This window comes from Shouchella miscanthi (assembly GCF_007725405.1).
GTDB classification, from domain to species: domain Bacteria; phylum Bacillota; class Bacilli; order Bacillales; family Bacillaceae_D; genus Shouchella; species Shouchella hunanensis.
The window spans coordinates 4,126,050-4,140,074 of the sequence record NZ_CP042163.1 but is presented as its reverse complement, the minus strand read 5'-3'; the positions used below and the strand labels follow the sequence as shown (position 1 = coordinate 4,140,074).

The following is a 14,025-nucleotide window of genomic DNA, read 5'->3' as shown; positions in this document are numbered from 1 at the left end:
AAAACAATGCCATTTTCAACAGTTACAAGAGCGGACACACTTCAAAGCATGCAAGAGCAACAGCTAGATTTATTAGTCATTGGTGGAGGAATTACAGGTACAGGAATTGCTTTGGATGCACAAACAAGAGGGTTAAACACAGGGTTAATCGAGATGCAAGATTTTGCAGCAGGAACATCCAGTCGTTCTACGAAATTAATACATGGTGGCTTACGCTACTTAAAGCAATTTGAAATTAAACTCGTTGCAGAAGTTGGAAAAGAGCGGGCCATTGTTTATGAAAATGCGCCCCATGTAACAGAACCAGTTCGAATGATGCTCCCGTTCTATAAAGGAGGAACGTTTAACTCCTTTACAACGTCGCTAGGATTATCTGTATATGATCGCTTAGCCGGAGTGAAAAAAGACGAACGTCGGACGATGATGAACGCGAAAGAAGCATTAAAGAAAGAAAGTATTTTAGCAAGTGAAGGGCTTAAGGGAGCTGGGATGTACGTAGAATACCGTACAGATGATGCTCGTTTAACGATGGAAGTGGCGAAAAGTGCTGCGGAGCGCGGTGCAAAGCTCATTAACTATGTGAAAGCAGATTCGTTTCTTTACGAAGATGGAAAGCTAGTTGGCGTCCAGGCAACAGATCGTCTAACAGGTGAAAGTGTAAAAATCTATGCAAGAAAAATCATTAACGCAACAGGACCTTGGGTAGATACTTTACGAGAACAAGATCGTTCGAGGGAAGGGAAGTCCATTCATCATACAAAGGGCGTTCACTTAGTTGTTTCAAAAGAACGCCTACCTTTACATCGCGCTGTGTATTTTGATACCCCTTTTGGCGACGGCAGAATGATGTTTGCCATTCCAAGAGGGAAAAAGGTGTATGTAGGGACAACAGATACAAACTTCAAAGGCGATCAAACTGAGCCAGGTGTTACAATCGATGACGTTAACTATATTCTTGATGCAACGAATCAATTGTTCCCAGGTTACCATTTAACGAAAACAGATGTTGAATCAAGCTGGTCTGGAATTCGTCCGCTTATTCACGAAGACGGTAAAGACCCTTCAGAGATTTCGAGAAAAGATGAAATTTTCCACTCTAAAAGCGGTCTCATGACCATTGCAGGAGGCAAGCTTACAGGCTATCGAAAAATGGCAGATACCATTGTCACGATTGCAGCAGGAGAACTTACTAAAGAAACAGGAAAGAGCTATCCGAGCTGTCAAACAAAAGAAATGGCTTTATCAGGCGGCCATGTTGGCGGATCAGCTAAATATGAAGCCTTTAAACAAAAGATGATTCGAGACGGAGTAGAAAAAGGCTTAACGCAAGACGAAGCACAAGAAATCGCAGAACGCTACGGTTCTAATGCCCCAGCTGTGTTTTCCTATATAGAGGAGAACAATCAGTACGACTTGCCTGGGTCTTTATATGCGATGCTTCGCTATGGAATAGAGCAAGAGATGACAGTAACAGCAGTTGATTTCTTGATGCGACGAGTATCGTATTTGCTGTTTGACATCGATCAAGTGGATGCGTATAAAGATCGTATTTTAAATGCGATGAGTGATTTGCTACAATGGTCAGAAGAAGAGAAACAACGCTACAGTGAAGAACTAAATGAACAAGTAAATCTAGTTACGTTGAGGAGCTTACATTAATGTTTGATGGTCAACAATTATTACCTGCAGTAAACAACATGAAAGATTTTGAGCGTGTGATGAAGGAAGAAGGGGTTTACTTTGTCGTCCTTGATGTGCATTTATCGCTTTTGGCAAAAATGAAAAAGCTTTCGAAAGAAGCAGGGAAAAAGATGCTTCTACATGCTGACCTCGTGCAAGGTTTAAAGAGTGACCGGTATGCTGCAGAATTTATTTGTCAGACCATTCGTCCAACAGGTGTCATTTCAACTAGAGCAAATATGCTAAAGACCGCAAAGAAAAATAACATTTTGGCGATCCAACGTATTTTTTTACTTGATACGATGGCGTTAAAAACAAGTTATCAGCAAGTGGAAGAAGTAAAGCCAGATGTTCTTGAAGTGTTGCCAGGTGTCTTGCCAGACTATATAAAAAAAGTTCGAGAAGAAACAGGGATAGAGGTCATTGCAGGAGGATTAATTACAACCGTAGATGACATTCAAACCGCTCTTCAAGCTGGGGCAAGAGCGGTTACAACGTCAAGAAAAGAATTATGGAATTGAAAAAAGCAGGCGCGAGGAAGCGCCTGCTTTTTTAGGTTATGAGGGCATGCCGAGTACAGCTTTCACTTCAAGATATTCTTCAATACCAAATTCGCCCCACTCACGTCCAATGCCGGATTGTTTGTAACCGCCAAACGGAGCGTTAAAGTCTGTACGTGCGTTGTTTATCGTAATTTGCCCTGCGCGAATACGAGAAGCAACATAGCGTAATTTATCTGGATCTTGCCCAAAGACGTAGCCTGCTAGTCCGTAGACAGTATCATTGGCAATCTCAATGGCGTGATCAATATCGCTATAATAAATAATGGAAAGCACCGGTCCAAAGATTTCTTCTTGCGCAATAACCATGTCGTTTGAAACATCTGAGAAGACAGTTGGCTTTGCAAAATAGCCTGTATCTAATCCATCAGGCTTTCCGGTACCACCTACTAATACAGTGGCGCCTTCGTCAATTCCCTTTTGAATATAAGATTGAACGGTTTTCCACTGACCTTCTGAAACAAGAGGTCCCGCTGTATGACCTTCTTCTTTTGGGTTCCCCATTGAAAAGGAAGCAACCGCCTCTTTCATCGCTTTTTCAAATTCGTCTTTTTTTGCTTTTGGGACGAGAATACGTGTGGCAGCTGTACAAACTTGCCCAGTATTAAAGAACATATTTGAAGCTGCTGTCTTGGCAGCTTCGCCCATATCTGCATCTTCTAAAATGACAAGCGGTGATTTGCCACCTAATTCTAGCGCAACTTTCTTAATCGTTTTAGAGGCGTTCTGCATGATCTTCTCACCTACAGCCCCAGAACCAGTGAAGGATACAAAATCAATATCTGGGTGCGAGCTAATGGCATCTCCTACTACATCGCCAGTACCGTTAACGAGGTTAAAGGCACCTTTTGGAACGCCTGCTTCATGAATAATATCGGCAAGAATCATCGCTGCATACGGTGTTTTTTCAGCTGGTTTTAATACGACAGGGCTACCCGCTGCAATGGCGCCTGCAATTTTTGTTGCTGTTTGATTTGTGGGGAAGTTCCAAGGCGTGATCAGCCCACTTATACCAATGCTTTCCTTCACAAGTGTGTGGCCATCCTTTTCTTCTGAAAATGAAAAGGTTTCTAAAGCTTTTGCTGCTTGTTTGAAGTGAGCAAGCCCCATTTTAAAATGAACGTTCTCTGAAACGGAAAGTGGTGCACCAAGCTCGTCAGTCATGACATCAATTAGCTCTTTGCTTCGTTTTTTGTATCCTTCAGCAATCGCTTCTAGCCAGTGAATCCGTTCTTCTTTTGTAGAGGTTGAAAATGATGGAAATGCTTTTTTTGCCGCGGAAACTGCCTTATCAACATCTTCTTTAGTACCTGCAGAAACGTGACCGATTATTTCTTCTGTTGCTGGATTAATAACGTCAATGGTTTTAGAGTCGGTTGAATCAATCCATTCACCGTTAATGAAATGTTGAGTTTGGTTACGCACACTAATCGCTCCTTCACATAAGCTTGTAAGTTTTGGAAAAAAGATCTCTACAGTTTTGTACCCTCTTAAGAAACAATAAAACATTACAACATAACATTATTGTAACGGACGTTTTAAAAAAGTGAAACCCAAATATCTTAAAAATGAGAAATTTTATTGTATTTGTTTATGCGTTTTTTTGTAAAATGGTAGAAGCAAAATAAGTACGTGAATCTAATTAAATAAGTTCTACAAACTTGACGAGTCAAAAGATTTTTACGTATTCTTTGCAAAGAGAGAGAAAAAGAAAATGAGGCAGGAGAGACTATGCGTACGTTTTATTATTTGCTTGCTTTAACCTTGGCTGCATTAAATTTGCGACCAGCCATTACATCGATTTCACCTTTATTAGAATCCATTCAAGACTCACTCGGTATGAGTGGAGCGACAGCAAGCTTACTGACAACTTTGCCTGTTTTATGTATGGGGATTTTTTCGCCTTTTGCGGCTGTTATTAGTAAGAAAATCGGTTTAGAAAGAGCTATATTTGTTTCATTAATTTTTATTACTGTCGCAACCTTGATGAGGGGTGTCGTTGGCTCTGTTATGTTGCTTGTGGTAACAGCTTTCTTAGCTGGGATTGGCATTGGTTTAGCGGGTCCACTTCTTTCAGGATTTATAAAGCAACATTTCCCTACAAAACCTGGGTTTGTCAGCGTCTATTCTGTATCCCTTGTTATAGGTGCAGGAATTGCTACGGGCTTTGCTGTTCCTGTTTATGATGGCTTTTCAGGAAACTGGCAGCTGGCACTAGCTGTTTGGGGCGCCTTAGGAGTATTCGCGCTAATTGCTTGGATCGGCTTAATACAAAAGCGACCAACAGCGTTGAAGACAACCAATTCAACACTGCCTTTTAAGGATAAACGTGCGTTACTGATTACACTATTTTTCGGGTTCATGGCAACGGTCTTCTATACTGTAACAGCGTGGGCAGCACCCATTGTCATGAGCTTCGGTTACTCTACAGCGATGGCAGCAGCAGGGGTAACGGTTTTTCAATTTATTCAAATTCCCGTATCGCTGGTGCTACCGAGTATTGTTTCAAAGTATGGTTACATTACCCCTGCTCTTATCGGATGCAGTGCAATCGAATTAGTCGGTGTTATTTGTTTGCTTGTTGGTGTTCATCCTTTACTTGCTTTAGGATTAATTGGGTTTGGTGCTGGAGGGTTGTTTCCACTAGCCCTTATGATCCCCATTATTGAAACGGATACAGCCGATAAAGCAAGTGCGTTATCGGCGCTAAATCAAGGTGGTGGCTATATTTTTGCTGCCTTAGGGCCGTTAGCGGTTGGAACCTTGTTTGATGTGTTTGGAACGTTTAAACCAGCCCTTTATGTTCTAATTGTAGTTATTATTAGCATGGGCATTGTTCAGTATCTTCTAGGTAGGCCAGCCAAAGTAGAGGAAGTGAAGAACAAACTCGGGTAAGGTTCTCTGTACTTCGTATAGATTTCACATTTATATGCTATACTGATGCGGAAAAAAGGAGGGAGAAAAGGGTTGTTACGTTTCATGACAATTGCTGCAATAATGATGGCTTTTCTCTCTGCTTGCCAGAGTGAACAAATCGATATTCCTCAAAAGAGCGGCTCCTATTACATTGTTTCACATGTGAAAGAACCTACGCTGGCTTTTATTAACAAAGAAAATCTAGAAGTAGAGAAAATAACAGCACTTTCAACCATTTGGGAGCAATTGATTGCGATAAATGATACAGAATTTGTTTTCTTGTCAAACGAGTCTCGCATGCTTTCGACTTTTTCCTTAGAGACTGGAAAGGTTTCACCTATCGTCGAGTTAGATGAGCCCGTAAGTGATGTAATGTATGATGCTAAAAGAGACTCTCTTATGATAGCTTACGCTACAATAAACAAGGTAGAATGGCGAACGTTGCAAGGTGAGCGGCTAGAAGATATGCAATTAGCGTGCCCGGCTACAGAATTAGAGATAGAAGGAAGTACATTGTTTGCCCTATGTGCAGAGGATAACGTAATCGTTACAGTAGACAGGGAATCATTAGACATGAAAGAGTCATTTTCTGTATTAGATCGTGCGTCGGGTATGTATGTAGAAGACAACAATCTTTGGATCGGTGGTCATGGACCAACAGGACAGTTAAACCATCAAATCGACCGTTACGATGTCCAAACAGGTGAAAAAGTAGGTACCGTAGATATTGGCTTAATGCCTATTGCAATTGATGGAGATGGTCAAAATGGAATCATTTACGCGATTGCGCATGGCAATGATCACCTGTATAAAATTAATGGTGGGTCCGATGAAGTAGTAGCGACATCAGACGTTGGTCATAATCCTAATTATATTCAAGTCGATGAAGAGGTTATTGTTGTTAGTAATTTTGATAGCCATTCATTAACCTTTCTATCAAGCGAAACACTGGAAAAACAATCAGATATTGAAGTCGGAGCAGGTCCATATGCAGTCGTGTCAGGGGAGGTAAAATGAGTAGAGAACGAACGATCCTTATTGTTGATGATGAGCCGGATTTAGTAAAACTTGTATCAACGTATGTCAAGAAGGAAGGATACCGACCTTTAGAAGCAGGGAGCGGTACAGACGCTTTACGCCTCCTTGGACAGCATCCCATTGATCTCGTTATCCTTGATATTATGATGGAAGGAACAGATGGCTTTGAAGTGTGTAAGGCTATACGCGAACAGTATGCCGTACCAGTCATCATGCTCACGGCTCGAAGTCATGAAGAAGACAAAGTAAAAGCATTAAAGCTTGGTGCGGATGACTATATGGAGAAGCCTTTCAGTCCAAGGGAACTAATGGCTAGGATAGAAGCAACACTGCGACGCTCGTATCAAATGAATGAACAGCCAAATCGTCTGGTCTTTCATGACCTTCAAATTAATCGTGACGCGCGAATGGTATTTGTAGGCGAGGACGAGGTCCCGTTAACAAGAAGAGAATTTGATTTACTTGTGTATTTAGCTGAACATAAAAACCGTTCGTTTACGAGAGAACACTTGTTTACACAAATTTGGAGTGATCTTAGTACAAGCTCTTTGCGAACTGTTGATACCCATATTAAGACATTGCGCCTTAAGTTAGGAGAGAACGGAAAAAAAGTTCAAACCGTTTGGGGAATAGGCTATAAGTTTGGAGAAAATGAATGAAATCAATTTCAATCAAGAAGAAGGTCTGGATGGGGATAGGATTAACGGTTCTTGCTGTTATGGTTCTATCGAGCCTATTGATCTTTTTTTTATATGAACGGCTATATGTCGATCAGCAAATTAGCCAATTTGAGCGTAAAGGACAAGCACTTGCAGCCTTTTACAAGGAAGAAGGATTGACTGAGGATTTTTATGAATTTCTCGATTGGTCAGAGGAAACATCAGATGCCCATTATGTGGTAACAGAAGATCCGATGGAGCTTGCGGGAGGAGCGCCTTTCGAAGATGATTTCGGTGAAGAATTGATTTCATTCGCTGAGAGACAAGTATTATTGCAAGGTGAATCAGTCTATGTGAGACGGGAGCATCCACGGTTCCAACAAGAATTAATTGGAGTAGCGATTCCATTTATAGGGGAAGATGGCCGTCTTGAGGGAGCGGTGTTTATTTCACAACCTCTCACCGACTTATACGAGTTATTTTCAAACGTCGCATGGTGGCTTGTACTCATTGTTACATTAGCAGGTGGAGTTATTTTATTTATGGGTAGTCGCCTGACAAAACAGCTTGTAGGGCCACTTTTAAAAATGAAGCAAGTTGCGGAGAAAATGGAGTCAGGTGATTTTTCTGCACGTATTCAGCTCGTTCGGTCTGAAGACGAGTTTGTACTGTTAGCCAATTCAATTAATCAATTGGCCTATTCTTTGGACCAAGTAGAATCAAATCGTCGTGTGTTTTTAGCAAATGTTGCTCATGAACTCCGGACACCCCTTAGTTATATGATTGGCTATATAGAAGGAATGGAAGAAGGGGTCATTGATAAGAAAAAAGGATTGACGGTACTCACCCAAGAAGCTAATCGACTGAATCGATTAGTCAATGACTTACTTGATCTTGCTCAACTTGAGGGAGACGGGGATACACTGGATAAGCAGCCGCTTGTGTTTGCTGAACTAATTCGAGAAGCTGTTGACACCGTTCGTATTCGGGCAGATGAGAAGCTCATACCGATTCAGCTTGATTTAGACGAAGCAAGTATTGTGGTAGCAGATCGTGACCGAATGAAGCAAGTATTTATAAATTTATTAACAAATTCAATCGCCTATAGCAATAGCGGTCATCCCATTACAATCACCTTGTCCGTAGAGGATGGAAAGGCGAAGGTGATTGTAAAAGACACAGGATTTGGCATTCCTGAAAAGGATGTCGCTAACGTAACAGATCGGTTTTTTAGAGTGAAAAGAGGAAGAAGTCGTACGGATGGGGGAACTGGGTTAGGGCTATCCATCGTTCAGGAAATTATCGCGAAGCACAACGGCTCATTTGAACTGCATTCAATTGAAAACGAAGGAACGGAAATTGTCCTTACTTTAGAAGAATACGATGGATAATGATCTGGCATTCAGTAGGTACCTGTCTTTCCCTTTAAAGTATATCCGTTCATAAGGAATAGCTATAATATTAAATAAAGGAGGAGATTACGTAATGAACCATTCAAAGCTATTGTTAATCGTGTCCTCGTTATTTGGTTTATGGGGTGTGATGATGGGGGCGCATATGGCAGGAGGCGGATCTTATGCGTTATCTGCTATTCATGCCCATGTTCTTGTTTTAGGCTGGTTAACCCTTTTTGCTTGGAGTGTCTTTCATAAGCTCTATAAGCCGAAGCAACAGCTACTAGCAAGTTTGCAAGCGTGGACAGGCATCGTTGGTGCTGTGCTTCTTACAGTCGGTATGTGGCTGTATACAAATGAACCGTTTGCTATTCCGAATGCGCTACAGCTTGGGCTCTATATTGGTGGAGGCATGACGGTTGTTGTTAGCTTTTTCCTTTTCGCCATACTAGCGTTTTTATCAAGTTCAAAAGAGGAGTAGGCAGAATAGATAAAAAGACTACCCACACCCTATAAATGGGGAAAGGATAGTCTTTTTTGCTGAGGGATTTATGTGATTCATGCAGAATGCGTGAATCACTACTGGCTTATCCATCAATTAATGCGAATAGAATTGATCGCAGGCTCTAGCAGCGTCAAGATCTTTTTGTGTAAGCTTCCCTTTATCAACTGTTGTCCATTTAATGGTGATGGTCGTATGGTCAATAATGATATAGGGGTGGTGTTGAGCTCCTTCAGAATAGGCAGAAACATTTTGGACGAAATCTATCCCGGCTAAAAAGTCATCAAAAGAAAAACTTCTGATTAAAGTTTCTCCTTCAACTGTCCAGTGTTCTAATTTTTCGGCTTCTTTTATTAACTGACCCAAAATCATTCCTCCTAAAAAAGTATGTCTTTCTTTATACCTGTTTTGTTCACATACTAACCATCTGTTTTGAAGGAAGATTTTACATGAAAATTATATGGACATAATTTGACAAAATGTGATACAATTCTCAAATGACATAATTAGTCAGATAATTTAAACAGAGAGGTGACATGATGAACCAATTAAGTGGTATATCAAACAAGCAAACACTTTATATTGGGTTGATGCTCTTTTCACTTTTCTTTGGTGCAGGTAATCTAATCTTCCCACCAGAGCTGGGTCAGAGTGCTGGATCAAATGCATGGCCAGCGATTATAGGATTTTTAATATCAGGGGTAGGTTTACCTATACTTGGTGTTATGGCAATTACGTACGTAGGAAGTGATGACGCTGAAGGCCTTGGACGTAGAGTTCATCCTTATTTTGCGATAGGATTTACAGCTCTAACCTTTCTAACGATTGGCCCGTTTTTTGCGGTTCCTCGTACGGGAACGGTATCCTATGAAATTGGTATTCTTCCATTTATTGAAAGAAGTGAGAGCCTTAATGCATCTAGTCCGCTATGGTTGTTTCTTTTCTCAGTTGCATACTTTGCTATCGTATTTTATTTATCACTAAGTCCAGGAAAATTTGTTGACCGTATTGGAAAAATTATTACGCCGTTTTTATTACTTGTTATTGCTATTTTACTTGTAACGGTCTTATTTAACCCTTTAGGAACGTATCTTGAACCTGTTGATTCTTCTTTCAATGATTATCCATTTTTCCGCGGAATTACGGAAGGTTATCTAACAATGGATACAATTGCAGCAGTTGTGTTCGGTATTATTGTAGTAAAAGCAATAAAAGATTTTGGCGTGACGGATCAGCGGATTGTGAAGCGAACAGCATGGAAAGCGGGAATTATTGCTGCCATCTGTCTAGGTACCGTTTATGCAGGCCTTGGTTATCTTGGTGCCATTAGTGCTTCGGCTATTTCAGCTGACTCAGGAGCAGGAATTCTTGCAAGTGTCTCATTTGAATACTTCGGTTTAGGTGGCAATATTTTATTAGGCTTAATTATTTTAGCAGCGTGTATCCCAACTGCAACGGGCTTAATTTCATCTTGTTCTATCTATTTCAACAAGCTCTTTCCTAGCCTTTCATACAAAGCGTTTGTAATTATTTTTACCCTATTTAGCTTAGGTATATCAAACTTTGGGTTAAGCACAATTATTGAATTTTCTATCCCGGTATTAGTCTTTATTTATCCGATAGCTATTGTGCTTATTCTACTAGCGTTCCTTGAGCCATTATTTAAAAGAAGACGTATTGTTTACCAAATGACCGTCCTGTTTACGGCCATTGTCTCTATTAATGAAGGCTTAATGGCTGCAAATGAATCATGGAATTTCTTACGCGCAGTTCCACTACCTTTTGACGATATTGGCTTTGCATGGGCGTTGCCGGCTTTAATTGGCTTTGTCATTGGTCTTCTCTTAAGTCCGGTATTTAAAGGAAGCGAGCCTAGAGATTGAAGGTAGTAAAGGGAAGAGTAATTGATACAGAGACACGCTGTGTTCACTATTCGACAGCGGTTGATGTAGTAGCTATTCAGTTTGCGTGTTGCCATGACTTTTATCCATGTTACAAATGCCATGATGAAGCGGTTGAGCATGTACGAACCCAATGGTCAAAAACAGCTTTTGAGCAACAGGCCATTATGTGTGGAGTTTGTAAAGAGCTGTTAACGATTCATCAGTACTTGAACGCTGATCAATGTCCACATTGTTATGTCGCTTTTAACCCAAACTGTTCATTGCATAATCATCTATATTTTGATTGTTAAAGGGAAAGGAACGAGTATGATTCGGTACTGCTTCTCATAAAATAATGTAGGACATTGAGAGAGGGGCAAGTACATGAAGCATTATGTCTTGTTATTCTGTGATCCAGGAATAGATGATGCAATGGCCATTATGCTAGCCATCATGCACCCACAGATTGAATTAGTTGGCATTGTGACTAGCTATGGAAATGTTACAAAAGACCAGTCCACAGTAAACGCAGAATATCTATTAAAAGTAGCAGGGATGTCTCATATACCAGTGATCCCTGCTGCTTTTCGTTCTTTTTCAGAGTTTGAAGAAGTGTCTTACCCTGACATTCATGGAGAAGCAGGGCTTGGCTCTATCATGCCTGAACATCATTTCCCAGGAAATCGATTGGGTTTCGACACCATACGTTCCATTCTTACGACCTATAATCGGCAGCTAACCATTATAGAGTTAGGAAGAATGACGGCGTTGGCGAGTGCGTTGAATTTATATGAGAACGAGTTCAATCAGGTGAAAAATGTCTTTATTATGGGCGGGGCTTTTTTCGTTCCTGGTAATCGTACGCCTGTAGCTGAAGCTAATATTTATGGCGATTCTGTCAGTGCACGTTTTATTTTTCAATTCCTTCAAACAACCATCACACCTTTAAACGTTACATCACAGGCGATAGTAACTCCTCCTCTCGTTCAACGCTTAACAAGTCACTCTACTTTTGGGAGCACCATTCAAGCGATTCTCTCTGTATATATAAACTACTATCAAGAAAAACAACCTCAACTATCTGGGCCACCTATTCATGACATTGTTCCCCTCCTTATTATGGCAAATCCATCTTTAGCAACATACGTACATCGTGATATTGAAGTGGTTACCACAGGGGAAGCAACGGGAATGACGTTTATGGATTTAAGACCAGATAGTCCAATTGGACAACAAAAGATTGCGTGGACGATTAATCAAAAACAACTGCTAAACGATTACGAAAAAGCGATGTTCAGTTTCTATGCAGGCGAATAAAACATTGGTATACTTATGTTATACATGAGACGGAAGGGTGATGTTTATGAAAACATATGGAACATATCTATATATGACAGAAAAGAAGGAAAATTATATTAAAAGGAGTTTTGTGTTTGATCAAAGGAAACCGAATCGAATTACGACCAGCATCGAAGACAGATTTTATTAGACAAGTTACGTGGAGAAATGATGAAAACACCGCTCGTTTAGCTGCGGGTTCTTATGCTGCGCTCTATGGTCATGTGACAATGGAAGAAGTAGAAGCGCTCTATGATAAACGAGTCATAAAAGAGAGGAAAACGGAAAACATTTTTGCTATTTATGTAGCTGAGACCAATACGCATATTGGAAACTGTGATTATCGAGATGTAAATCCGATTGCAAGAAGTGCTGAAATTGGTATTTCCATTGGTGTTGAGAGTGAACGGGGAAAAGGATATGGGACGGAAGCGTTGAATTTGCTTGTGGAATTTTTATTTCAAGATTTGAACTTGCAGCGTGTACAGCTAGATACATGGAGTGGAAACGATGCTGCTCTAAGAACGTACGAAAAGTGTGGATTTAAAATAGAAGGAAGGTTAAGAAGAGCCGAGTGTGTAAAAGGTATTTACTATGACCAGCTTATTATGGGCTGTTTGCGAGAAGATCGAGAGGGATAAGGCTCTCGACTCCTTTTTAAACTTGACGCTGTAGCGCGTCTTCCAATGCAATGACCGTTTGCTTTAAGTAAGAGAGGGAATGGGGAACAAGATCATCTAGCGTGATTTCGTACTCTAGAGCGATGCGCTGATTTCCCTCTTCTTTATAGCCGGAGGCGACCATTGAGTTGGACAAACCAAAGCACACCTCTTTGAATTGGTGAAAAGGTATAGCCACCATTCCAGCTACTTCTTCTTTCTGTAGCGAAAACGACTCTATCAATTGGGATGTAAAATGAACGTAAGAAGAAGCGATTTCGTTATCTAGAAATGGCTTTGTATGAATTCTATCTAGAAACTGACCAATAAAGTATATGTCGTCTGATGATAACGCTATACCGAGTTCTTCCTCGACTTCTCTTAAGCCATCTAGTGTTGTTTCCTTAGAATGTAAGTGACCAGCAGCTGTAATATCAAATAAATTCGGAAAATCTTTTTTTGTCTGACTTCTGAGTTGTAAGTAGATTTGGGGTTCTCGATTGTTGTTATTTATCATCCAAAGGTGGAACGTTTCATGCCATAACCCGTTCTGGTGAATTTGTTCTCGACTGGTCGACCCGAGCGGCTTTTTAGCATGAGTAAAATACGAAATCATTTCATTATTCATAATGGAACCTCCTCTATACGCTAACAGAGTCTAGTATAGCATAAGAATAAACATTCATTCTTTAAGAAAGGAGCAAGCATTTGCAGTATGTCCGTGTTAAACAATTATCAGTAAATGAAAGGGTTATTTACAGAAAAAAGATGATTTTAGAGGATATTACCTTTTCCATTCGCCATGGTGAAGCGGTTGGAATCGTTTTAGAAAATCAGCATGAGAGAGAATGGCTGATGGATTTATTGTTAGGAATCAAAAAACCAAGTCGTGGTGAAATTACGATTGGTCAACATACGATAACAAATGTGAATGAAGAAGAAGCAGCTCGTATACGCAGAGAGGAAGTTGGCTTTGTATCAAGTCGAACATTGTTACATACTGAAGCGACGGTTGAAGCAAATTTACAGGTGAATAAGTGGCTAAACAAAAAGGCTTATGCAAATAAAGAGCACTTAAAACAATTGCTCGCCTATTTTCATGCAGAACATCTTTGCCATAAATACGTGAAAGATCTTGACACTGTTGAACAGGAACTGGTACGAATGATCCGTGCTCTCTGGATGAGCCCTTCTCTAGTCCTAATGGAAGAGCCAGAAGATGCTACGATGTTAAAAAAACTCATTCAATATACGTGGTCAAGACAAATCACCTTTCTATTCACAACATCTCAGCTAGAAAAAGCAGAGCAGGCTCACGGAATGTTGTCTATAAAGGGCGGAGTATTAGAGGATCATTCGCGCCTAGAACGAGGAAGGGTGCAAGAGTAGGAATGAA

15 protein-coding genes are annotated in these 14,025 nt (G+C 40.5%); 12 read left to right on the top strand and 3 right to left on the bottom strand.

The annotated features are described in order from the left end of the window. Nucleotides 1-6 precede the first annotated feature (6 nt). Both FPV17_RS21065 and FPV17_RS21060 read left to right on the top strand, forming a co-directional pair. Nucleotides 7-1,659 carry a glycerol-3-phosphate dehydrogenase/oxidase gene (locus FPV17_RS21065; protein WP_144560323.1) on the top strand — a complete coding sequence of 551 codons (1,653 nt, stop codon included), beginning with the start codon at nt 7-9 and terminating at the stop codon, nt 1,657-1,659. Next, nucleotides 1,659-2,201 (top strand): glycerol-3-phosphate responsive antiterminator, encoded by a 543-nt coding sequence (locus FPV17_RS21060; protein ID WP_144560322.1) that lies wholly within the window; start codon nt 1,659-1,661, stop codon nt 2,199-2,201. Before FPV17_RS21065 ends, FPV17_RS21060 begins: the two co-directional genes overlap by 1 nt. 36 nt (nt 2,202-2,237) lie before the next feature. Here the strand turns inward: FPV17_RS21060 and FPV17_RS21055 are convergent, their stop codons facing one another. After that, entirely contained in the window at nt 2,238-3,665 is a 1,428-nt protein-coding gene (locus FPV17_RS21055; RefSeq protein ID WP_144560321.1) for an aldehyde dehydrogenase family protein, read from the bottom strand. A 306-nt stretch (nt 3,666-3,971) separates the two neighbouring features. On the opposite strand from FPV17_RS21055, the gene FPV17_RS21050 reads away from it, so the two are divergent. The 5 genes from FPV17_RS21050 to FPV17_RS21030 all read left to right on the top strand — a co-directional run bounded on the left by FPV17_RS21050 (nt 3,972) and on the right by FPV17_RS21030 (nt 8,728). After that, nucleotides 3,972-5,135, top strand: coding sequence for an MFS transporter (locus tag FPV17_RS21050; RefSeq protein WP_144560320.1), 1,164 nt, complete (start codon nt 3,972-3,974; stop codon nt 5,133-5,135). A 72-nt stretch (nt 5,136-5,207) separates the two neighbouring features. Further along, entirely contained in the window at nt 5,208-6,173 is a 966-nt protein-coding gene (locus FPV17_RS21045; RefSeq protein WP_144560319.1) for a YncE family protein, read from the top strand. Beyond that, nucleotides 6,170-6,853 (top strand): response regulator transcription factor, encoded by a 684-nt coding sequence (locus FPV17_RS21040; protein ID WP_144560318.1) that lies wholly within the window; start codon nt 6,170-6,172, stop codon nt 6,851-6,853. The genes FPV17_RS21045 and FPV17_RS21040 overlap by 4 nt, the downstream gene beginning before the upstream one ends. Further along, nucleotides 6,850-8,244, top strand: a complete 1,395-nt coding sequence (locus tag FPV17_RS21035) for a sensor histidine kinase (protein WP_144560317.1) — start codon at nt 6,850-6,852, stop codon at nt 8,242-8,244. Before FPV17_RS21040 ends, FPV17_RS21035 begins: the two co-directional genes overlap by 4 nt. Before the next feature lie 94 nt (nt 8,245-8,338). Next, on the top strand, nt 8,339-8,728 hold the full coding sequence (locus FPV17_RS21030) for a hypothetical protein (RefSeq protein ID WP_060705528.1): 390 nt from the start codon (nt 8,339-8,341) through the stop codon (nt 8,726-8,728). A gap of 117 nt (nt 8,729-8,845) precedes the next feature. On the opposite strand, the gene FPV17_RS21025 is transcribed toward FPV17_RS21030, so the two are convergent. Continuing rightward, the gene (locus FPV17_RS21025) at nt 8,846-9,115 is read right to left on the bottom strand and encodes a 4a-hydroxytetrahydrobiopterin dehydratase (protein ID WP_246117088.1); all 270 of its coding nucleotides are present in this window, start codon (nt 9,113-9,115) and stop codon (nt 8,846-8,848) included. 170 nt (nt 9,116-9,285) lie between these two features. Here FPV17_RS21025 and brnQ point away from each other — a divergent pair, with 170 nt between their 5' ends. The 4 genes from brnQ to FPV17_RS21005 all read left to right on the top strand — a co-directional run bounded on the left by brnQ (nt 9,286) and on the right by FPV17_RS21005 (nt 12,611). After that, nucleotides 9,286-10,632 carry a branched-chain amino acid transport system II carrier protein gene (gene brnQ / locus FPV17_RS21020; protein ID WP_144560316.1) on the top strand — a complete coding sequence of 449 codons (1,347 nt, stop codon included), beginning with the start codon at nt 9,286-9,288 and terminating at the stop codon, nt 10,630-10,632. Then, nucleotides 10,629-10,943: a CHY zinc finger protein gene (locus FPV17_RS21015; protein ID WP_060705526.1), complete on the top strand. Its 315-nt coding sequence runs from the start codon at nt 10,629-10,631 to the stop codon at nt 10,941-10,943. The genes brnQ and FPV17_RS21015 overlap by 4 nt, the downstream gene beginning before the upstream one ends. A 73-nt stretch (nt 10,944-11,016) precedes the next feature. Further along, complete coding sequence (locus tag FPV17_RS21010; RefSeq protein ID WP_035393364.1) at nt 11,017-11,949, top strand: nucleoside hydrolase; 933 nt, start codon at nt 11,017-11,019, stop codon at nt 11,947-11,949. Between the two features lie 116 nt (nt 11,950-12,065). Next, entirely contained in the window at nt 12,066-12,611 is a 546-nt protein-coding gene (locus tag FPV17_RS21005; protein WP_035393361.1) for a GNAT family N-acetyltransferase, read from the top strand. A 16-nt stretch (nt 12,612-12,627) separates the two neighbouring features. Here FPV17_RS21005 and FPV17_RS21000 read toward each other — a convergent pair whose 3' ends face one another. Continuing rightward, nucleotides 12,628-13,257, bottom strand: a complete 630-nt coding sequence (locus tag FPV17_RS21000) for an NUDIX hydrolase (RefSeq protein WP_035393360.1) — start codon at nt 13,255-13,257, stop codon at nt 12,628-12,630. Nucleotides 13,258-13,337: 80 nt separating this feature from the next. On the opposite strand from FPV17_RS21000, the gene FPV17_RS20995 reads away from it, so the two are divergent. Then, nucleotides 13,338-14,018, top strand: a complete 681-nt coding sequence (locus tag FPV17_RS20995; RefSeq protein ID WP_144560315.1) for an ATP-binding cassette domain-containing protein — start codon at nt 13,338-13,340, stop codon at nt 14,016-14,018. The last annotated feature ends 7 nt before the right edge of the window (nt 14,019-14,025 follow it).